The organism is Arthrobacter gandavensis (genome assembly GCF_039528575.1).
Lineage (GTDB): Bacteria > Actinomycetota > Actinomycetes > Actinomycetales > Micrococcaceae > Arthrobacter_B > Arthrobacter_B citreus_B.
Map to the genome: position 1 here is coordinate 590,998 of NZ_BAAALV010000001.1, position 19,233 is coordinate 610,230.

Annotated in this window: 23 protein-coding genes; 3 read left to right on the forward strand and 20 right to left on the reverse strand. The window is 66.1% G+C overall.

From position 1 onward, the window contains the following. Positions 1–59 precede the first annotated feature (59 nt). Positions 60–1,301, forward strand: a complete 1,242-nt coding sequence (gene fabF, locus ABFX29_RS02800) for a beta-ketoacyl-ACP synthase II (RefSeq protein WP_152227463.1) — start codon at positions 60–62, stop codon at positions 1,299–1,301. A gap of 92 nt (positions 1,302–1,393) precedes the next feature. Here fabF and ABFX29_RS02805 read toward each other — a convergent pair whose 3' ends face one another. The 7 genes from ABFX29_RS02805 to ABFX29_RS02835 all read right to left on the reverse strand — a co-directional run bounded on the left by ABFX29_RS02805 (position 1,394) and on the right by ABFX29_RS02835 (position 7,640). After that, positions 1,394–1,897 (reverse strand): DUF3145 domain-containing protein, encoded by a 504-nt coding sequence (locus ABFX29_RS02805; protein WP_152227461.1) that lies wholly within the window; start codon positions 1,895–1,897, stop codon positions 1,394–1,396. A gap of 210 nt (positions 1,898–2,107) precedes the next feature. Continuing rightward, a complete protein-coding gene (locus ABFX29_RS02810) occupies positions 2,108–2,995 on the reverse strand; it encodes a tyrosine recombinase XerC (protein ID WP_152228350.1) in 888 nt (295 codons plus the stop codon). Between the two features lie 165 nt (positions 2,996–3,160). Continuing rightward, the gene (locus ABFX29_RS02815) at positions 3,161–3,685 is read right to left on the reverse strand and encodes a methylated-DNA--[protein]-cysteine S-methyltransferase (protein WP_152227458.1); all 525 of its coding nucleotides are present in this window, start codon (positions 3,683–3,685) and stop codon (positions 3,161–3,163) included. Between the two features lie 11 nt (positions 3,686–3,696). Further along, the gene (locus tag ABFX29_RS02820) at positions 3,697–4,995 is read right to left on the reverse strand and encodes a DNA-processing protein DprA (protein ID WP_152227456.1); all 1,299 of its coding nucleotides are present in this window, start codon (positions 4,993–4,995) and stop codon (positions 3,697–3,699) included. Continuing rightward, on the reverse strand, positions 4,992–6,533 hold the full coding sequence (locus ABFX29_RS02825) for a YifB family Mg chelatase-like AAA ATPase (protein ID WP_152227455.1): 1,542 nt from the start codon (positions 6,531–6,533) through the stop codon (positions 4,992–4,994). Before ABFX29_RS02825 ends, ABFX29_RS02820 begins: the two co-directional genes overlap by 4 nt. Beyond that, entirely contained in the window at positions 6,533–6,892 is a 360-nt protein-coding gene (locus tag ABFX29_RS02830; protein ID WP_152227453.1) for a YraN family protein, read from the reverse strand. Before ABFX29_RS02830 ends, ABFX29_RS02825 begins: the two co-directional genes overlap by 1 nt. A gap of 109 nt (positions 6,893–7,001) precedes the next feature. Continuing rightward, positions 7,002–7,640, reverse strand: coding sequence for a hypothetical protein (locus ABFX29_RS02835; protein WP_152227451.1), 639 nt, complete (start codon positions 7,638–7,640; stop codon positions 7,002–7,004). A 51-nt stretch (positions 7,641–7,691) separates the two neighbouring features. Here ABFX29_RS02835 and ABFX29_RS02840 point away from each other — a divergent pair, with 51 nt between their 5' ends. Continuing rightward, positions 7,692–8,309, forward strand: a complete 618-nt coding sequence (locus tag ABFX29_RS02840; RefSeq protein ID WP_152227449.1) for a GNAT family N-acetyltransferase — start codon at positions 7,692–7,694, stop codon at positions 8,307–8,309. Here the strand turns inward: ABFX29_RS02840 and ABFX29_RS02845 are convergent. The 13 genes from ABFX29_RS02845 to ffh form a co-directional block, all read right to left on the reverse strand. After that, positions 8,306–8,629, reverse strand: coding sequence for a DUF2469 domain-containing protein (locus ABFX29_RS02845; protein ID WP_091604041.1), 324 nt, complete (start codon positions 8,627–8,629; stop codon positions 8,306–8,308). The two genes, ABFX29_RS02840 and ABFX29_RS02845, sit on opposite strands and share 4 nt — an antisense overlap. A gap of 7 nt (positions 8,630–8,636) precedes the next feature. Beyond that, a complete protein-coding gene (locus tag ABFX29_RS02850) occupies positions 8,637–9,437 on the reverse strand; it encodes a ribonuclease HII (protein ID WP_420831114.1) in 801 nt (266 codons plus the stop codon). Then, complete coding sequence (gene lepB / locus ABFX29_RS02855) at positions 9,434–10,213, reverse strand: signal peptidase I (protein WP_246167406.1); 780 nt, start codon at positions 10,211–10,213, stop codon at positions 9,434–9,436. The genes ABFX29_RS02850 and lepB (ABFX29_RS02855) overlap by 4 nt, the downstream gene beginning before the upstream one ends. Before the next feature lie 11 nt (positions 10,214–10,224). Beyond that, positions 10,225–10,926 carry a signal peptidase I gene (gene lepB / locus ABFX29_RS02860; protein WP_211372370.1) on the reverse strand — a complete coding sequence of 234 codons (702 nt, stop codon included), beginning with the start codon at positions 10,924–10,926 and terminating at the stop codon, positions 10,225–10,227. Between the two features lie 5 nt (positions 10,927–10,931). Beyond that, a complete protein-coding gene (gene rplS, locus ABFX29_RS02865; RefSeq protein WP_091604035.1) occupies positions 10,932–11,291 on the reverse strand; it encodes a 50S ribosomal protein L19 in 360 nt (119 codons plus the stop codon). 230 nt (positions 11,292–11,521) lie between these two features. Continuing rightward, positions 11,522–12,310, reverse strand: a complete 789-nt coding sequence (trmD, locus tag ABFX29_RS02870) for a tRNA (guanosine(37)-N1)-methyltransferase TrmD (RefSeq protein ID WP_152227445.1) — start codon at positions 12,308–12,310, stop codon at positions 11,522–11,524. Beyond that, entirely contained in the window at positions 12,311–12,853 is a 543-nt protein-coding gene (rimM, locus tag ABFX29_RS02875) for a ribosome maturation factor RimM (protein ID WP_152227443.1), read from the reverse strand. 132 nt (positions 12,854–12,985) lie between these two features. Next, on the reverse strand, positions 12,986–13,228 hold the full coding sequence (locus tag ABFX29_RS02880; protein ID WP_091604027.1) for an RNA-binding protein: 243 nt from the start codon (positions 13,226–13,228) through the stop codon (positions 12,986–12,988). A gap of 1 nt (position 13,229) precedes the next feature. Beyond that, positions 13,230–13,637 (reverse strand): 30S ribosomal protein S16, encoded by a 408-nt coding sequence (gene rpsP, locus ABFX29_RS02885; RefSeq protein ID WP_055240818.1) that lies wholly within the window; start codon positions 13,635–13,637, stop codon positions 13,230–13,232. Positions 13,638–13,829: 192 nt separating this feature from the next. Next, positions 13,830–14,717: a VOC family protein gene (locus ABFX29_RS02890; RefSeq protein WP_152227442.1), complete on the reverse strand. Its 888-nt coding sequence runs from the start codon at positions 14,715–14,717 to the stop codon at positions 13,830–13,832. Between the two features lie 45 nt (positions 14,718–14,762). Then, positions 14,763–15,278 carry a GNAT family N-acetyltransferase gene (locus ABFX29_RS02895; protein ID WP_211372369.1) on the reverse strand — a complete coding sequence of 172 codons (516 nt, stop codon included), beginning with the start codon at positions 15,276–15,278 and terminating at the stop codon, positions 14,763–14,765. Continuing rightward, complete coding sequence (locus tag ABFX29_RS02900; RefSeq protein WP_152227440.1) at positions 15,271–15,987, reverse strand: alpha/beta fold hydrolase; 717 nt, start codon at positions 15,985–15,987, stop codon at positions 15,271–15,273. The genes ABFX29_RS02895 and ABFX29_RS02900 overlap by 8 nt, the downstream gene beginning before the upstream one ends. Positions 15,988–16,065: 78 nt before the next feature. Next, complete coding sequence (gene ffh / locus ABFX29_RS02905; protein ID WP_152227438.1) at positions 16,066–17,649, reverse strand: signal recognition particle protein; 1,584 nt, start codon at positions 17,647–17,649, stop codon at positions 16,066–16,068. 130 nt (positions 17,650–17,779) lie between these two features. Between ffh and ABFX29_RS02910 the strand changes: the two genes are divergently transcribed. Further along, complete coding sequence (locus ABFX29_RS02910; protein ID WP_152227436.1) at positions 17,780–19,198, forward strand: glucose-6-phosphate dehydrogenase; 1,419 nt, start codon at positions 17,780–17,782, stop codon at positions 19,196–19,198. Positions 19,199–19,233 lie beyond the last annotated feature (35 nt).

Sequence of the window (19,233 nt, forward strand, 5' to 3'; positions counted from 1 at the left end):
CAGCACCACCCGCTGCACCAGCAACCAGGTGCGCCCCAATTTTCCCGAGAGAGTGAATCATGGCCCGCAAAGTAGTCATTACCGGCCTCGGCGCAACAACGCCGATCGGCGGAGATGTCCCGACCATGTGGAAGAACGCCCTGGTGGGTGTCTCCGGTGCCCGCACCCTGGAAGACGATTGGGTCGAGAAGTACTCCCTGCCGGTCACCTTCGCCGCACGTGTTGCCACGCCTGCCAGTGAGGTCCTCTCCCGGGTGGAAGCCAAGCGCATGGACCCGTCCACCCAGTTCGCCGTCGTTGCCTCGCGCGAGGCATGGGCCGATTCCGGGCTGGATGGAGCCGAGATCGACCACGACCGGCTGGCGGTCTCCTTCGCCACCGGGATTGGCGGAGTCTGGACCCTGCTCGATGCCTGGGACACCCTGCGCGAAAAGGGTCCCCGGCGGGTATTGCCCATGACCGTTCCCATGCTGATGCCGAACGGCCCGGCCGCTGCAGTAAGCCTGGACCTGGGCGCCCGCGCAGGTGCCCACACGCCGGTTTCTGCCTGCGCATCGGGCACTGAGTCACTGCACCAGGGACTGGAACTGATCCGTTCCGGCAAGGCAGACGTCGTGGTCTGCGGCGGCGCCGAAGCTGCCATCCACCCCATGCCGCTGGCATCCTTTGCCTCGATGCAGGCGCTCTCCCGACGCAACGACGATCCCCAGCGTGCTTCGCGGCCCTATGACAAGGACCGTGACGGCTTCGTCATGGGTGAGGGCGCAGGTGCCCTCGTCCTTGAGGCCGAGGAACACGCCCTGGCCCGCGGCGCCCGAATCTACGCCGAGCTGGCCGGCACGGCAGTCACCGCCGATGCGTACCACATCACGGCCCCGGACCCTGAGGGACTGGGTGCCACCCGCGCGCTCAAGGCAGCCATGTACGACGCGCGGGCCCAGGCTGAAGACGTGGTCCACGTCAACGCCCACGCGACTTCCACCCCGGTGGGCGACAAGCCGGAATACACCGCGCTGAAGTCAGCCCTGGGTGCCCACGTGGACAACGTGGCAGTTTCCGCCACCAAGTCGCAGACCGGCCACCTGCTGGGCGCGTCCGGTGCTGTTGAAGCAGTGCTGACGGCCATGGCCGTCTACACACGGCAGGCACCGGCCACGATCAACCTGGACAACCAGGATCCCGAGATCCCGCTGGACGTGGTGACCACCGCCCGCGACCTGCCCGCAGGTGACATCGTGGCCCTGAACAACTCGTTCGGTTTCGGCGGACACAACGCCGTCGTGGCCCTGCGCAGCCACTAGCACCGACAGCAAAGGCCGGGTCCCTGATCGGGGACCCGGCCTTTTTGCTGCGCAAAAGCGGAGCTGCGGAGAAGGAAGGGGAAGAGCGGCCGTCAGCCTACCTGGTGGAGCCAGCGAACGGGCGCCCCGTCTGCAGCGTGGCGGAAAGGCTCCAGTTCGTCATCCCAGGCCTCGCCGAGCGCCAGCGAAAGCTCGTGGTAGACGGCAGCTGGATCACCGGCACCGTTTTCGTAGGCGTACCGGATGCGGTCCTCGGAGACCATAATGTTTCCGTGAACGTCCGTCGTGGCGTGGAAGATGCCGAGTTCGGGGGTGTGCGACCAGCGGCTGCCGTCGGCACCGGCGCTGGGCTCTTCGGTGACTTCATAGCGAAGGTGCGCCCATCCGCGCAGCGCCGAGGCCAGCAGTGATCCGGTGCCCTGCGGGCCGGCCCATGCCAGCTCGGCGCGAACCATGCCGGGTGCTGCCGGCTGAGGCGTCCATTCAAAATCCGTCCGCTTTTCAACGACGGATTCGATGGCCCACTCGATATGCGGGCACAACGCAGAAGGGGCTGAGTGCACGAACAATACGCCGTGCGCCATCACAACAGTCATTCCATCCTCCGTAGCTGTAGGTGCGTCTTCCCCAACGACCTGCATGGACGGGATGGTTCCTGAAGTTCCAAGCCCTGTAACTCTCGCGGCCTGCAGACTTTTTAAGCTGCCAGCGTGAGACCTAGCATCATTGTGCCGCATGTTACGCAATTACGCCAATGAAACTACTTGGTTGTAAGTGGTTTTTCTCTCTGTGAAGCTAAGGACCCCTTACGCCCTGGGGTGCGCCTGCTGGTAGCTCTTGCGCAGCCGGTCCACGGAGACGTGGGTGTACAGCTGGGTGGTGGCCAGGCTGCTGTGCCCCAGGAGTTCCTGCACGCTGCGCAGGTCCGCTCCGCCGTCCAGGAGATGGGTGGCAGCGCTGTGCCGAAGGGCGTGCGGCCCACTTGCCGAGGTATCCCCCAGTGCCTCGAAGAGCGCTGCCGTGACGCCCCGCACCTGGCGCTGGTCTATCCGGCCGCCGCGCTGCCCCAGGAACAGTGCCGGGCCGCTGGCTTCCCTTGCCAGTGCGGGCCGGCCGCGGCGCAGCCAGTCGTCTACCGCGAGTGCCGCCGGCAGGCCGTAAGGGACGGTCCTCTCCTTGTTGCCCTTGCCCACTACGCGCAGGGTCCGCCTGTCCTGGTCCAGGTCGTCGATGTCCAGTCCGGCAAGTTCTCCCACCCGGACTCCCGTGGCATACAGCAGTTCCACCAGGGCGCGGTCCCGCAGGGCGAGAGCGTCCCCCTCTGCGGCTGCCGCGGCAAGGGTTTCAAACAGGGCATCGATCTGGGCCGGACGGAGAACCCCGGGGAGCGTTTTAGTCCGCTTGGGGGCTTTGAGGCGCAGCGCGGGATCGGCAGGTATCAGTTCTTCCCGCAGTGCCCAGCCGGTGAAGGACCGCGCCGTCGCGGCACGCCGGGCGATGGTGGCGCGGGACAGGCCGGAGTCGCTTAGTTTGCCGAGCCAGCTGCGCAGCACGGACAGGTCAATCTCGGCAAGACTGGTGAGGCCCAGTCCGGCGGCGAAGTCCAGGAGGGATGTGACGTCGCCTTCGTAGGCCCTGACAGTATGCTCCGAACGCCCGCGTTCGGAGACCAGGTAGCTGCAGAAACCTTCCAGGGCGCGTGAGTACTCCGCCGGACGCCCAGCCGGTGCCTGCTGTGCCTGGCCGTCCGCTGCCTTGGAATAACTGGAGTTGCCCACCGGTCCACCTTCGCCGCTTTCCGCCGCGGCTTCAAGCAGGCACACCGGCTGTACGCTACGCCGGCACTCCGGCGCCGGGCCCTACGCGGGCACTCCAGCGCCCGCGCACTGCTGCCGCAGGGCCTCATTCGCCGGTGCCGATTCGAGGTCAAGGAGTGCCCGCTTGGCATCGATCCCCGCCGAGTAGCCGGTGAGGGCGCCTTTGGTGCCTACCACCCGGTGCGTTGGCACCACGATTCCAAGTGCGTTCCGGGCAAGAGCAGCTCCTACCCCGCGCGCCTTGGACGCATCCCCCAGCGAGACTGCCAGCTGTTTGTAGGTACGGGTTTGCCCATAGGGAATCGCTTTGACGGCCTGCCAGACCTGTTGCTGGAAAGGTGTTCCCGTTTGCTCAACCAACAGGTCGAAGCAGCAGCGGCGTCCGGAGAAGTACTCCTCAAACTGACGTTCTGCGGACTCGAACCCGTCCTCGGCCGCAAGCCCAAGCCGCGCCGAGTCGACCAGCAGCGAGTCAGTGGATGCGGACTCAACCGCAACCAGCACTCCGTCTTCGGCGATGAGGGTAAGAATGCCCAGGGGCGAATAGATCACTTTGTGGGTGCGCATGCCAGTCTCCTTCAGGTATCGGATGTAGTAGTGCCTGGATTTGGCCGGGGCCGGTTGCCGCGTTGCCACAGGCCTTCCCCCGTCCTCCGGGCAAGCCCGGAAAGTTCAAGCCGGGCAAGTCCTGCGCGGACAGCCGCAGGACTTAGTCCGGCCACAGCCGAGAGTTTCTGTGGCGGGACGGCCTTACGCAGGGGCAGAGCATCCAGGAGCAGGATGTCTTCCACGGTCAGGCCGTCATGGTCAGCCAGCATGCCCGTGCGGTCTGCATCATCAGCACTGTCAGGGGCAAGGACAAAGGGGTCTATGAGTTCCAGGACTTCTGCCGCGTCGCTCACGCAGACCGCGCTTCCTTCACGCAGGAGCCGGTGGCAGCCGGCCGAATTGGCTGAATAGACGGACCCGGGCACAGCCCCCACTCCCCTCCCCAGTTCCGCGGCGTGGTGCGCAGTGTTCAGCGCACCGGAACGCCAACGCGCTTCTACAACCACCGTGGCTGCCGACAGTGCCGCAATGAGACGGTTCCGCTGCAGGAAGCGCCACCGGGTTGGCGCCGAGCCGGGCGGAACTTCGCTCAGAATGAGCCCTGTCTCTGCCACGGAGCGCAGCAGATCGTCATTCCCCGCAGGATAGAACCGGTCTACTCCGCCGGCCAGCACCGCAACGGTCGGCATTTCGGTGCTGCCCCCGGCGGAGGGACGGTTGCCGTCGGGGGCAGCACGTGTTTCGGTTCCTCCCCGGATTCCACCAACAGCGAGCGCGGAGCGGTGTGCCTGCGCATCGATGCCGTAGGCGCCGCCGGAGATGACGGTACAGCTGCGCTGGACAAGTCCGGCAGCCAGGTCACCCGTGATGGCAAGTCCGTAGGAAGTGGCATCACGTGAACCCACCAGTGCCAGGCACTGCCCCAGCCCGGGGACCGTTCCGCTTCCGCGGGCCCAGAGACAAAATGGCATGGCCTGACCAAGGTCGAGCAGAGCTGCCGGCCAGTCCGTGTCCTCAGGGACGAGCATTCTGCCGCCAAACCGTTGAACGGTCTGCAGGTCCCGCTGCGGTGCCAGGTCTGCCACCCGCGGCTGCCAGCGCTCCATAGCCTCGTCGAGCACCCGGCCTGTTCCCCGGATGCCGCGCTCTTCCAGTAGCCCGGCGATTTCCCGGCGCAGCGTTGTGCCCGCCCGTTGATGGCCCGCAGCAATCTGGGCAGCGGCTTCGGGTCCTGCGGCTGCAACGAGCGCCTGCCCCACGCTGTCTGAGGGCTCAATCAGGCGCGAGAGCGCCGCCCTGGCGAGCCGGACCGGTTCCGGGCGGCTCATGCCGCCCCCTGCTGCCGGAAACCCAGTGCCTGGCCAATATCGTCAGCGTCGGGAGAGCTGTGGCCCGCCAAATCGGCTATTGACCATGCCACCCGCAGCACACGGTCGTAGCCCCGGGCGGTCAGTGTCTGCCGGTCCAGTGCCCTGTCCAGCGCGGCCGTGCAGCTCCGGGGAGGCCGGAGGGCGCCCCGGAGCACGGCGCCGGGGACCTCTGCGTTTGTTTCGCAGCCCAGCGGAGCCAGCCGCTCCTGCTGGAGTTTGCGTGCCTGCTCCACCCTGTGGGCAACGTGGGCGCTGGGCTCAGCTGTCCCTGCCGCAGCGAAGTCCTGGAGGGAGACGCGCCGGATCTCCAGCTGCAGGTCCACCCGGTCCAAAAGCGGGCCGGAAAGCCGGCCGAAATAGCGGCGGCGCTGCTGCGGCGTACAGGTGCATTCAGTCCCCTTGCCGCTGGCGAGGCCGCAGGGACATGGGTTGGCCGCCAGCACCAGCTGGAACCGGGCCGGGTACACAGCGGTTCCTGCGGCCCGGTGCAGCACCAGCTGCCCGCTCTCCAGCGGCTGGCGAAGTGCGTCGAGCACCCGCGCATCGTACTCCGGGGCTTCATCCAGGAAGAGCACACCGCGGTGGGCACGTGAAGCTGCTCCTGGACGGGGAATTCCGCTTCCGCCGCCGATCACTGCCGCAGCGGTGGCCGTGTGATGGGGACTTTCAAACGGAGGACGCCGAATCAGGCTGGTGCAGTGCGTTCCCTGGCCGCTGAGGGAGTGAATGGCTGTTACTTCCATGGCCGGGGTGTCCGGCAGATCCGGCAGGAGTCCGGGCAGGCGTTCGGCGAGCATGGTTTTCCCCGCACCGGGAGGGCCTGTCATCAGCAGGTGGTGCGCGCCGGCCGCAGCAACTTCGAGGGCGAACCGTGCCTCATCCTGCCCGGCGATATCTGCAAGGTCGTGCCCGGCCGGGGCTGCCGCTCCGCTTTCGGTGTCTTGCGATCCAGGGCTGGGTTCTTCGGCAGGGAAGACTAATGAGTCCGGACGGGCGCCGAAAGCCTGCGCTACAGCGGCCAGCGAGGCAAACCCCCGAACCCGTGCTCCGGGAACGAGGGCAGCTTCGGCCGCGTTGGCAGCCGCAACGGCAATGTCAGGATAACCGGCCTCCACGGCCGCCATGACAGACGGGAGGACTCCCCGCAGCGGACGCAGCCGTCCGTCCAGTCCCAGTTCGGCCAGAAAGACTGTCCTGCCGGTGCGGCGGACATCTCCGGCGGCGGCAAGCGCGGCCATGACTATGGCCAGGTCGAACCCGGAGCCCCGCTTGTGGACGTCAGCCGGCATCAGGTTCACCGTGATCTTCCGCCGGCTCAGGGGAAGCCCCGCATTCTTGGCGGCCGACTTCACCCGGTCCCGGGACTCGTTCAGCGAGGCATCCGGCAGTCCCAGCAGAATGAACGCCGGGAGCGACTGGCCGATGTCCGCCTCAACCTCCACGATCCGCCCCGTGAGGCCTATAAGGCCCACACCGTAGGTCCGTCCCAGGCCCATCAGAGGATTCCCTTCAGGTGCTCAATGACCGGCGGCTGGTCTGTCCCGGGCAGCAGCACGGAGACAGCGTCCACCCGCCAGTTGCGCTGACCAGCGGAATGTTCCCGCATCCAGGCAGCAGCGAGCAGGTAAAGGCGGGAGAGCTTGGCAGCACTGACGGCTTCGAAGGGATGCCCGTAGTCCAGTGATGAGCGGGTCTTCACCTCGGCGATGACCAGGGTGGTTCCGTCCCGTGCCACGAGGTCAATCTCTCCCTGGGGACACCGCCAGTTCCGTTCGATGACGTCGTATCCGGCGGCGGAGAGGTACTGGGCGGCAAGTTCTTCACCCGTCCGGCCCAACAGGTCTTTGGCTTTCATGCCTTGAGTCTGCGCCGCTCCCGGGCCCCGCCCGGCGGGAGAGACGACCTGTGTGGAGAGCACCCGGCCCGGCCGCGTCCTGTGCAGGAGCGGTGCCGCACCCCGGCGGTCAGGTCCGGTACAGCACCGGCAACGGTGTCAGGCGCATCGGTGCCCCTGTCACAGGGGGCAGCGCAGCTCCCACGGGCAGTCGGAAACCGTGCAGGATGCTGATGTGCGGCCGCAGCATTGCCGAGAACGCCAGCGCCGGGTCCTGTGCGGCGTATCCCGCAGGATCCGGGACCCCGCAAGCAGCCAGGAACTCCAGGAGCAGTCCATAGAGGGCAGCGTGCACCTCATCCAGTTCCGGGGTGGAACGGCACTCAACCGCCAGCGTGGTCCCGTTGACCCCGAACCCTGCCAGGCCAACGGCGGGAAGCAGGAAGTCATGGTCCGGCAGGGCTGCTTCCGTGGCAGCGAGGTAGACCCGCAGTGCACGGCCGAATTCCGCCCTGGAGACTCCGGTCGCGTCAGCCAGCCGGGTGTACGCTTCACCGGCCTTCCCGAAGTGGATCAAAGTGAGGTGCAGCCGGCCCGGGCTCACCGGGCGCGCACGCGGTGCCAGGGCGCGCGCTGCGGCCTGCAGCCGCACCAGCTCGCCCAGCCCGTCGGCGTCGGGCTTTAGCTGCGCGTAGATGCGCACCCCTTCCAGCGTGGCCAGGAACCCGGGGACCTCCCCGAACGATGGATCAGGTGGAACAGCTGCCATCTAGGCAGTCTAGGATGCCTCCGCGGAACCACAGCGCGGTACCTTGGAAAAATGCCCTTCCAGATCCCGCTGCTGCAGGATGAGTCGCTGCTGCTCCGGCCGCACCTCACCTCCGACGCGGATGCTGTCGTCGCGCGGTCGCGGGACCCGCTGACTATCGCCTGGACCACGGTGCCCATGGAGTACACCCGGGAGATGGCCCTGAACTACATCGCCGCGGTAGGGGTGCCGCAGCAGGACGCCATCTCCTGGGCGCTGGAATTCGACGGAGAGTACGCCGGCAGCATCGACCTGCGCTGGCAGGGAGCCGGAACCGGCGGACTGGGGTTCGTCACCTCGCCCGAGTTCCGGGGCCGTGGCCTCATGAGCCGGGCGGTCCGCCTCGCCGTGTCCTACGCCTTCGATACCCTGGGCTGGGAATCGCTGAACTGGACAGCCAACGTTGGGAACCTGGGCAGCTACAAGGCAGTGTGGCGCAACGGCTTCCCGCTGCCGGTCACCGTTCCGCGGTTGCTGGCCCACCGGGGCGAGATGGTGGACGGCTGGTTCTCCGAACTCGAGGCAGCCGCGCCGCGCATCCCGCGGATTCTATGGAGCGACGCGCTGGCGCTGCTGCCCCATGTGCCCCAGGCACCAACAGGAACCCGGCGGCCGTTGAAGGAGGACTAACCCAGTTCGTCGGCCTTGGGCAGGGTCAGGTCGTCATTGCGGGCAAGCTCTTCCACATTGACGTCCTTGAACGTGATGACCCGGACGCTTTTGACGAACCGGGCTGAACGGTACACGTCCCAAACCCAGGCGTCCTGCAGGGTCAGGTCGAAGTAGATTTCGCCGTCGGCACTGCGTGCCTGAAGATCCACATGGTTGGCCAGGTAGAAGCGCCGTTCGGTTTCCACCACGTAGCTGAACAGCCCCACAACATCGCGGTATTCGCGGTAGAGCTGCAGCTCCATGTCTGTCTCGTAGTTCTCAAGATCCTCTGCGCTCATGGCACCATCATCCCCCAAGCGGGCCTTGTGCGGGGCCATCCTGCGGCGAACGTGCCGTTCCCAGCCGCCAGGACAGCCTGTGCAGCGGGGACGGGCCCAGCGTGTCGATCGCTGCACGGTGCGCTTCGGTGGCGTATCCCTTGTTGATCTCCCAGCCGTACGCGGGATGCTGGGCGGCGTATTCAACCATCATTGTGTCGCGCTCGACTTTCGCCAGGACGGAGGCAGCGGCCACGCTCAGGCAGGTCATGTCCGCCTTGATACGGGTATGGACCGGAGCGGTGCAGGCGACGTCCTCTTCCTCCACCGGCTCATCGAAGAGGCTTGCCTGCATTTCGGGCGAGAGCCAGTTGTGGTTTCCGTCCAGGAGCACGACGTCGGGAGTCAGGGTTTCGCACACCTGTGTCCAGGCCCGCGTTCCAGCAAGGCGCAGGGCACCCATAAGGCCCAGCAGGTCGATCTCGGCGGCGCTGGCGTGGCCGACGCCCCAGGCCGGGCACCATTTCTTGATCTGCGGAACAAGCGCCTGCCGGTCCGCCGGTGTGAGCAGCTTACTGTCCCGGACACCCTTCAGCGCGCGGACAGACTCCAGCTGGACGGCCACCAGCCCCACACTGACGGGACCGGCCAGCGCACCGCGGCCCACTTCATCGCAGCCTGCCAGCACCCGGTGGCCCAGGGCGGCAAAGGAGCGTTCGTAGCGGAGCGTTGGTGCCTTAGGCGAGGTGCGCGTGCGCGGGCTGCGGGCCGGTTTCGCCGCGGTGGCACCTGCCGGAATGCGCAGCGCCTCGCCTTGCTGGGACGTCACTTCGAGGCCGTCTGCGCCCCGGAGGGTTCGGGCACGTTTTCAAACACCTCGGGGTAGCTGCCGATGAATCCGGCGCGGTCCAGCGGCCACGCAATCACGGCTGCCTTCCCTTCGATGTCTTCAATGTCAATGAAGCCTCCGTTGGGCCCGTCCTGGTGCTCACGCGAATCTGCGGAGGCGTTGCGGTGGTCGCCCATGACCCACACCTTGCCCTCCGGCACTACGACGTCGAATGGCGTGTCGGACGGCTGCGCACCGGGATAGATGTACGGCTCGTCCAGGGCTTCACCGTTGACCGTGACCCTGCCGTCCGCGTCGCAGCACACCACATGGTCTCCCGGCATGCCGATGATGCGCTTGACCAGGTGCTGTTCGGATTCGTCCGGGAGCAGGCCGACGAAGGTGAGGGCGTCTGCGATGAAATTGCCGTTCTTCTCCTGCGCTGCCGGCAGCCAGGCCTGGGTGTCCTTGAAGACCACGACGTCTCCGCGGGAGAGGTCGAATGGTTCGGGGACCAGCAGGTTCACGAAGATCCTGTCATCGATTTCCAGGGTCTCTTCCATGGAGCCCGAAGGAATGAAGAACGCCCTGAAGAGGAAGGTCTTGATCAGGAAGGAGAGCAGCAGGGCAATCACCACAATGATGACGACCTCGCGCAGCCAGGCGCCGAAGCCCCGGTTCTTGCCGTCTTTGCCCTTGGCATGGGAGGCGCGGGGATGCGCTTCGCCGGAGTTGGCGTCCCCGTTTGCGGGGTCGTCCGGGAAGTCCTGCGCCATGTGCGTTCCTCTTATTCCACGAATTGCCATACGGTGTCCAACTCTAGTCGTTCAATGCCGGTACTTCTGTCGAACGGCCAAAGGATTCGCTGTGCACGGCCGATCACCCGGTCCTCGGGAATCAGTCCGCCTCCGGGCGCGCCGAGCAGCGTCCGTGAATCGGCTGAATCGGAGCGGTGGTCGCCCAGCAGCCACAGCCGGCCTTCGGGTACAACGACGTCGAACGGCGTTTCGCTCCCGGTGTCACCGGGGAAGAGATAAGGCTCACGGATTGGCTGTCCGTTCACGGTCAGCATGCCGTCAGTGCAGCAGGCCACCCGGTCCCCGGGCACGCCGATGACGCGCTTGATGTACACGGTGTCGCTGCCGGCCAGGCCCAGCCACTGTGCAGTGGCGTCAGCGGCCTGCTTCAGCACGGGGTCAGAGCTGTGCAGCGGAGCCAGCGAACCGCGTCCGTCGAACACGACGACGTCGCCGCGCTGTATCTCGGAACCCCGGTACTCGGTGCGGGAAACCAGCACCCGGTCCCCGGGCTCCAGCAGCGGCTGCATTGAACCGGAGGGAATGTAATAGACGTCGAAGATGAACGCCCGGACCAGGCCGGCGAGGATTACTGCCCCCGCCAGGGCCCAGAGCACAAAACGCCAGCCCGCAATGGACTGGCGTTTCGTGTGTTTCCGGGGACCAGCCCCGTCCGCGGATGTCTGCGGCAAGAAAATTACTTGGCGGGACGGAAGTCGCGCTTTTCCTTGATCTTGGCAGCCTTGCCGCGCAGGTCGCGCATGTAGTACAGCTTGGCGCGGCGGACGTCGCCACGGGTGACAACCTCGATCTTGTCGATGACCGGGGAGTGCACCGGGAAGGTACGCTCCACGCCGACGCCGAAGCTGACCTTGCGGACCGTGAAGGTCTCGCGCAGGCCATCGCCCTGGCGCTTCATGACGAAGCCCTGGAAGACCTGAACACGGGTGTTCTTGCCTTCAACGATGTTGACGTGAACCTTGACGGTGTCACCGGCGCGGAACTCGGGGATGTCCGAACGCAGCGAGGCTGCGTCGAGGGAATCTAGGATGTGCATTGTTACTCACTCCTGGTGAACGCCACAGGTCATCCACTTTGGTCACGGCGGCAAGGGTGAACCGAAACGGTGCACAGATGCTGCCGAAGCTATGAAACCGGCGTTCCGGGAATCGGTTGCCGGTGTGCCTTGCCTGTTGGTCTCGCTCCCCCTGTGGCAGGCGCGGACCCAGATGACACAACTACCCATTGTGCCACAGTGCCGCCGCGGCCCACCAATCGGAGGCGGGCTCAGGCCTGCGGCAGGACAGCTTCCGCTGACACCGTCCAGCCGAGGACCGCCAGCGTGGCTTTGTCTGCCTTGTCCAGGGTGGACGGGTCCAGCTTTGCGATGAGATCCGGACGGCGTTCGGAGGTTCGGCGGAGCTGTTCATCACGCCGGAAGCGGGCGATCTTCGCATGGTTGCCGCTGAGCAGCACCTCGGGAATGGGCCGCTCACGCCACTGCGATGGCTTGGTGTACACGGGGTACTCCAGGAGTCCGTCTGAATGCGATTCCTCCACAAGGGATTCAGGGTTCCCGACGACGCCGGGCACCAGCCGCCCGATCGCCTCCACCATGGCCAGCACTGCCACTTCGCCGCCGTTCAGGACGTAGTCCCCCAGGCTCATGGGGCGGACGGTGAAGTGCTCCCCCGCCCATTCCAGCACCCGCTCGTCGATACCTTCGTACCGGCCGCAGGCAAAGACCAGATGGCCGGCGCCAGCGAGTTCATACGCGGTCTTCTGGGTGAAAACTTCTCCGGCCGGCGAAGGAACGATCAGCGTGGGCCGTGCCGGACCTTCCGGGGCGGGGTCCAGGGCGGTGGCCAGGGCCTGCGCCCAGGGCTCAGGTTTCATGACCATGCCCGCACCGCCGCCATAGGGTGTGTCGTCTACGGTGCGGTGCCGGTCGGTGGTGAACTCGCGCAGGTCCTTGACCCGGACGTCGAGCAGTCCGTCCTGCCGGGCCTTGCCTATCAGGGACAGGTCCAGTGCGGCAAGGTACTCCGGGAAAATGGAGAAAACGTCAATACGCACTTAGCGTCCTGCCCCGTCCTTGCCTGCCTCGGGCAGGTTCAGCTCGAACAGTCCGGCCGGCGGGGTCAGCAGGACGTACCCCTCTTCGGTATTCACCTCGGGGACGATCGCCTCGACGAAGGGCACCAGGATTTCCTGCCCCTTGGTGTCTTCGACGATCAGGAGGTCCTGGACGGTGAGGGTGCGCAGGGCCGTGACGGTACCGACGACGTCGTCGCCTACCCGGGCCTGGAGGCCCACGAGCTCGTGCTCGTACCAGCCTTCCGCGTCGTCGTCTTCTTCCGCTTCCTCGGTGTCGATGAACAGCTTGGCACCGCGCAGTTCCTCGGCGCCGTTGCGGTCAACAACCTCGTCGAAGCCGAGCAGCAGGATGTCCTTGTTCCAGCGGGCACTGATCACGGTGAGCGGTCCTTTGGCAGCCGGCTCAACCGTAAGGACGGCACCGGGTGCGAACCGGTCCTCGGGGGCATCGGTCAGCACCTGGACGGTCACCTCGCCCCGAATACCGTGAGGCTTGCCGATGCGTGCCACCTGTAACTGCATGGATTCTCCTTGGGTCGGTATGGGCGCGGCGGAAATGGCCGGAGCCTAAAAAACATCCGGCCCCTTCACCATTATCTGGTGCCGGGGCCGGATGTTAGGAACTGCTGGATACTGCTTGGAATTGCTGGTGCGTCAGCGGCGGCGGTCGGTGTCGACGACGTCGACGCGGACAGCCTCACTGCCGGCCAGGGCGGAAATCACCGTGCGCAGTGCGCGGGCGGTGCGTCCCTGGCGGCCGATAACCCGGCCAAGATCATCCTGGTGAACACGAACCTCGAGAGTTTCCCCGCGGCGGTTGTTCTTGGCGGAAACCTTGACGTCCTCCGGGGAGTCAACGATTCCGCGCACGAGGTGCTCCAGCGCTTCGGCAAGCAATCTACTCAGCCTCAGCCTCGGTGGAAGCGGCTTCTGCCTCTTCCTTCTTGGCCTTCGGGGTGATTGCCTCGGGGACGATCACGGACTTCTTCTCCGGAGCCACGAAGGGCTCCTTCGGAGCCTTGGTACGCAGGGTACCTTCCTGGCCGTCGATGTTCTTGAACTTCTGCCAGTCACCGGTGATCTTCAGCAGTGCTGCGACCTGCTCGGTCGGCTGGGCGCCGACGCCGAGCCAGTACTGGGCGCGGTCGGACTTGATGTCGATGTACGACGGCTCCTCGGTCGGACGGTACAGTCCGATTTCTTCGATGGCACGGCCATCGCGCTTGGCACGGGAATCCATGACAACAACGCGGTAGTGTGCTGAGAACTTCTTGCCGAGGCGCTTAAGGCGAATCTTTACGGCCACTTTTGTGGTCACTCCTGATCTGAAATGGGGCGAACCCGAACTTCTGCTCCCGTGGGGCGGGCCATAACGTTTGGGGTTCAAAAGGACAAGATGCTGCACGGAGAGAGGGGCCACGCAGATCGAGTACCTGTCCATTGTGCCAGATGACTCCGCGTTTCGCGACTCACGCTGCTGCGGTGGTCCAACGGGACCTCAGGCAGCGGCGACGCGGATCCGGTTGCGCCAGGGATCCTCGAAACGCAGCTCTGCTCCGGTGTGGTGGCTGGTGACGCCGGCGGACTTTAGCCGGTCCGCCAGGGATCCCACATCATCCTGCCCGGGGACAGTGATCAGTACCTCGCCCAGGCCCAGGGTGTCACGGCGCGGACCTGCTCCGCGGCTGTTCCACACATTCATGGCCATGTGGTGGTGATAGCCGCCTGCGGAAACAAACAGCGCCTGTCCATGGAAGTCTGCGGTCCGCTCAAACCCGAGGGTGTCCACGTAGAACGCTGCCGCCGTCGCAGTATCCCCCACCTGCAGATGGACGTGCCCGACGCCGGCACCGGCCGTTGCCGTCCGGGCCATGGCCCCCTCGCTCAGGTGGGTACGGAAGTACTGCTGCGGCGGCAGGGAAAGTGAGGCCATGCGGACGGTGCGGCCTTCGGGCGTGTCATCCCAGGCCCAGTCTTCGCGCGGCCGGTCCCAGTAGAGCTCAATGCCGTTGCCTTCGGGATCGGTAAAGTAGAACGCCTCGCTGACCAGGTGGTCGGCGCTGCCGACGTAGGCGGACGGATCGAACTGTGCCGCGAGGGCCACAGTGGCAGCCAGGTCGGCCTGGGTTTCGAAGAGGATGGCGGTATGGAACAGGCCCGCTTCCCCGCGGGAAGGCACCTGCAGCCCGGCGGCCGGAGCCAGGTGGACCAGGGGCACCGCACCCCGGCCCAGGTAAAGGCCGCCGTCAGCCTCCGCCACAGGCTCCAGGCCCAGCGCCTTCCGGTAGTAGGTGGAGACTTTCTCCATATCCCCCACCTTGAGCATGACGGTTCCCATCGCGAGGTTCGCGGGCAGCAGGTCCTGGGCATTTACTTGAAGGTTCATGTATCAAATATTACTTGAAGCTTCAGCTAAATTCCAGTGCCGTCGTCATCCTGCCGGAGGCGCGGCCAGCTCGAGGCGCATCGCAACGCGTTCACCGATGCGGTCCAGTCCGAGTTCAGCCTCGTGCTGCCGCACCCGGGCCAGCGCGCCGGAGGGCTGGACGGCGGCGAATCCGCAGGTGCGGTAGAAAGGCGCGTTGAAGGGGACCCGTGCAAACGTGCACAGTGTCAGGGCCGAATACCCAGCCTGCCTCGACCACTCAATGGCCGCTCCAAGCAGGGCCCGTCCCAGCCCTGCCCGGGCAGCGTCGGGGTGGACCGAAAGCTGCTCCAGGTGGGCACAGCCGCCCACCTCTTCCAGCCGCACGAAGGCAACCGGCGGAGCGCCGGCGACCAGCACCTTCAGGGCCGCGGCCAGTTCCCGGGGCTCGGCTGGCCCTGGCAGGCTTCCGGCGAGGTCAGCGCGGATTTCGGGCCGGCCGAAAAGCAGGGTGTCCGACGCCGCTTCCACCTCCGGAAGCAGCACCAGGTCCGCCGGCAGGGCGGCCCGAATCTCAGGCACGGCCCCCGGCCATCACAGCCGCACCCGTCCGGGCAAGGAATTCGGTGATCGCCTCGCGGCCCGCCTGCGTGTCCTGCGGCCGGTGATTGCCGCCCACGGGGCGGTGTTCGGCACCGGTGGAAGCGAGGAATGCTGCGACTTCTTCATACACCGGCTCCCACTCCCCCGTCAGCACCAGGGTGGGCACGCCGGGGACTATGTCCAGCGGAGCGTCCCACGGCGGTGACTGAAGACGCTGGCGGGCAGCGGCGTGCGGATCGTTGCCCGGGTCGGGCGCGGATTCAGCGGAAAAGACCAGCCGGGCATATTCGGTGCCATACTCATCGTCGGTGAGTCCGGCGGCCGCCTGGAACAGCGGATCCAGCAGCGCCCGGCGGGCGGCCGTTGCCGGCAGGTCCCGCGTCAGCGAGAACACTGCCGGTTCACACAAGGTCAAAGAATGGACCAGGGCAGGGTCGCTCACAGCGGCCATCATCGCGGACACGGCCCCCTCAGCGTGGGCCACCACATGCCCGCCGCTGCCCAGGGCGGCAAGGACCGCTGCCGTGTCAGCGGCATGGTCCGTAGGGGACGGCGGAACCTGGAGCCCGTACCCGGAGCGGCGAAGGAACAGGCAGTCCCAGCTGCGGGCCAGGGCATGCTGGCCAGGCCAGGCCGCCGCACCGAACCGGCCCGCACCGTGCACAAAGACAATCCGTTGCTGAGCCATCAAACCAGCCTAGTCTCCCGGCGGACGCGCACGGCCGGTCCGGGGAAGACCCGGACCGGCCGTGCATTTACGTGCGTACTACTTGCCGAGGAATTTCTCGAAGCCCTTGGGCAGGTTCAGCGAAGAAGGATCAAAGTCCCCTCCCTGCTGGCCGAAGGCGGAACCGGTGGGCAAAGCCTTTGCCGCACCCGCACGCCGCGCCTCGGCCTCTGCACGCTCCTGCGCCGCCTTTGCCGGGTTGCCGGAGCGGGCCTTCTTCTTACCCTTGGCAGCCTGCTGCTTCTTGCGTGAACCGCCAAAGCCGCCGGGACCCGCCATTCCGGGCATACCCGGAATGCCGCCGCCGGCTGCCATCTTCTTCATCATCTTCTGGGCCTGGGTGAAGCGTTCCAGAAGGGCGTTCACCTCAGAGACGTGGACACCGGAACCTCGGGCAATGCGGGCCCGGCGGGAACCGTTGATGATCTTGGGTGCAACTCGCTCGTGCGGGGTCATGGAGCGGACCATCGCCTCGACGCGGTCGATCTCCCGCTCATCGAAGTTCTCCAGCTGCTCGCGCATGCCGGCGGCGCCGGGCATCATCATGAGCATCTTCTTCATCGAACCCATGTTGCGCAGCTGCTGCATCTGGGCCAGGAAGTCCTCAAAGGTGAAGTCTTCCTGGTCGACGAACTTCTTGGCCATCCGGGCCGCTTCGTCCTTGTCCCAGGACTTCTCCGCCTGCTCAATGAGCGTCAGGATGTCGCCCATGTCCAGGATGCGGCTGGCCATGCGGTCCGGGTGGAAGACCTCGAAGTCCTTCAGTCCCTCGCCGGTGGATGCGAACATTACCGGCTTGCCGGTCACCGAGGCGACGGACAGCGCGGCGCCGCCGCGGGCATCGCCGTCGAGCTTGGTCAGCACGACGCCGGTAAAGTTCACGCCCTCGTTGAAGGCCTGGGCCGTGGCGACGGCGTCCTGGCCGATCATGGCGTCGATGACGAAAAGGACTTCATCCGGGGTGATGGCCGCGCGGATATCAGCGGCCTGCTGCATCAGTTCCGCGTCCACGCCCAGGCGTCCGGCGGTATCCACAATCACGATGTCGTGGAGCTTGGTGCGTGCTTCTTCGACACCCTGGCGTGCGACGGCGACCGGGTCGCCGGTGGCTGCCTCGAACTCCGAGCTGACACCCGGGTGCGGAGCATAAACCGGCACGCCGGCACGTTCGCCGTTGACCTGGAGCTGCTTGACCGCGTTCGGGCGCTGGAGGTCCGCAGCAACCAGCAGGGGGCTGTGGCCCTGGTCCTTGAGGTAACGGGAGAGCTTGCCTGCCAGGGTAGTCTTACCGGCACCCTGGAGGCCCGCGAGCATGATGACCGTGGGCGGGTTCTTGGCCAGGTTCAGGCGGCGGGTCTGGCCGCCCAGGATCCCCACGAGTTCCTCGTTGACGATCTTAACGACCTGCTGGCCCGGGTTCAGGGCCTGGGAGACCTCGGACCCGAGGGCGCGTTCCTTGACGGAGGCAGTGAAGGCACGAACCACGGGAACAGCGACATCCGCATCGAGCAGTGCACGCCGGATTTCCCGCACTGTGGCATCGACGTCGGCTTCGCTCAGACGTCCCTTGCCACGCAGGTTCTTGAACGTGGAAGTCAACCGGTCAGACAGTGAATTGAACACGCGCTGCGCACTTCTTTCATCGGGTAGTTCGCCATGTTTGCCAGGCCCAGCTGTTAAGGGTACCAAGCGCAGGTGGGTAATGGCCGCACGGACCCTATGCCGGCATCCGCCGCGGTGGGACGCTGGAACCATGGCTGCCAACCGACCGCGGGAGTCCCGTGTGAAGACCCTGCTGATCCTAGGCGGAACCGGAGACCTCTCCCACCGGCTGCTCCTGCCCGGCCTGGCCCGGCTGATCGCCCGCGGACGGGCGCCCGGGCTGGTGGTGGTGGGCTCCGGTTCACGGGACTGGACCCAGCAGGACTGGATGCTGCGGATAACGGATTCTTTTTCCACCGAGTACGACGCCGCCGGCAGGCAGGCGCGCCGCGAGCTCGACGCAGCAGTGCAGCGCAGCTCCTACCGGAGGCTGGACCTGAACACACCAGGAAGCCTTGCCGCCGGCATCGAAGGACTCGAGCTTCCGCTGGCCGTGTATTTTGCCCTTCCGCCCAAGCTCACCATTTCCACTGTGGACACGCTCAGGCCCGGCGACCTTCCGCCGGATACCCAGCTGGTGCTGGAGAAGCCGTTTGGGACGGACCAGGTTTCCGCCAGGGAGCTGAACCGGGTGCTGGAGTCGCTGGTCCCCGAAGAGGACATTTTCCGGGTCGACCATTTCCTGGGCATGACCACGGTTATGAACATTGTGGGCATGCGGTTCTCCAACCGTCTGCTGGAGCCGATCTGGAACGCACTGCACATCGAGAAGATGGAGATTGTCTTTGATGAGCAGCTGGCTTTGGAGGGCCGCGCGAAGTACTACGACGCCTCCGGTGCGCTGGAGGACATGATCCAGAGCCACCTGTTGCACATCATGGCCTTTATGGCGATCGGCCCTCCGGCTTCCCTCGGCGAACGTGACCTCCGGGACCTCGTTGCGGCCACCCTGCGGGCTGCTTCCGTTCCCGGTGAGTTCCACCGGAGCACCCGGAGGGCGCGGTACACCGCAGGAGTGATCGACGGCCGCGAAGTGCAGGCCTATTCGGATTCCCCCGGGGTGGATCCCGCCCGGAACACCGAAACCCTGGCCGAGATCGAAATAGCCATCAACAACGACCGGTGGGCCGGTGTGCCGTTCATCCTGCGGTCGGGCAAAGCACAGGCCCGCACCCGGAAGGAGGCGGTGGTGACGTTCCGGAAGGTGAACCACCTCCCGGACGGATTCAGCGGTTCCACCGCAGCGCCGTCGCGCCTTCGCATCTCCTTCAACCCGGCGTTCCTGGAGCTGGAACTGAACGTCAACGGACCCGCGGATATCTTCCGCCTCGACCGCAGCAGGCTGACCGCCCAGCTGCACACCTCACAGCTCAGCGCCTACGGCGAGGTCCTGGAGGCTGTGATCGAGGGCAACCGGCTGCTCTCCGTCCGCGGGGACATAGCCGAGGAATGCTGGCGGATCGTGGACCCTGTGCTCTCGGCCTGGCGGGCGCAGGCGATTCCCATGGACACCTACGCGGCAGGCACGCAGGGGCCCTCCGGCTGGGACACCAGCCGCAGCACCCTGTAACTTCCCCATCGAGATGACAGAAACTGCACGAATGG

Coding starts and splice junctions, on each gene's coding strand:
- ABFX29_RS02900 (WP_152227440.1), bottom strand. CDS start 15,987: ATGGCTCAGCAACGGATTGTCTTTGTGCACGGTGCGGGCCGGTTCGGT.
- ABFX29_RS02835 (WP_152227451.1), bottom strand. CDS start 7,640: ATGGCAGCTGTTCCACCTGATCCATCGTTCGGGGAGGTCCCCGGGTTC.
- ABFX29_RS02825 (WP_152227455.1), bottom strand. CDS start 6,533: ATGGGCCTGGGACGGACCTACGGTGTGGGCCTTATAGGCCTCACGGGG.
- ABFX29_RS02815 (WP_152227458.1), bottom strand. CDS start 3,685: ATGCGCACCCACAAAGTGATCTATTCGCCCCTGGGCATTCTTACCCTC.
- ABFX29_RS02830 (WP_152227453.1), bottom strand. CDS start 6,892: ATGAAAGCCAAAGACCTGTTGGGCCGGACGGGTGAAGAACTTGCCGCC.
- ABFX29_RS02845 (WP_091604041.1), bottom strand. CDS start 8,629: ATGAGCGCAGAGGATCTTGAGAACTACGAGACAGACATGGAGCTGCAG.
- ABFX29_RS02890 (WP_152227442.1), bottom strand. CDS start 14,717: ATGAACCTTCAAGTAAATGCCCAGGACCTGCTGCCCGCGAACCTCGCG.
- ABFX29_RS02840 (WP_152227449.1), top strand. CDS start 7,692: ATGCCCTTCCAGATCCCGCTGCTGCAGGATGAGTCGCTGCTGCTCCGG.
- fabF (WP_152227463.1), top strand. CDS start 60: ATGGCCCGCAAAGTAGTCATTACCGGCCTCGGCGCAACAACGCCGATC.
- ABFX29_RS02820 (WP_152227456.1), bottom strand. CDS start 4,995: ATGAGCCGCCCGGAACCGGTCCGGCTCGCCAGGGCGGCGCTCTCGCGC.
- rimM (WP_152227443.1), bottom strand. CDS start 12,853: ATGCAGTTACAGGTGGCACGCATCGGCAAGCCTCACGGTATTCGGGGC.
- ABFX29_RS02805 (WP_152227461.1), bottom strand. CDS start 1,897: ATGACTGTTGTGATGGCGCACGGCGTATTGTTCGTGCACTCAGCCCCT.
- rplS (WP_091604035.1), bottom strand. CDS start 11,291: ATGCACATCCTAGATTCCCTCGACGCAGCCTCGCTGCGTTCGGACATC.
- ABFX29_RS02910 (WP_152227436.1), top strand. CDS start 17,780: ATGGCTGCCAACCGACCGCGGGAGTCCCGTGTGAAGACCCTGCTGATC.
- lepB (WP_246167406.1), bottom strand. CDS start 10,213: ATGGCGCAGGACTTCCCGGACGACCCCGCAAACGGGGACGCCAACTCC.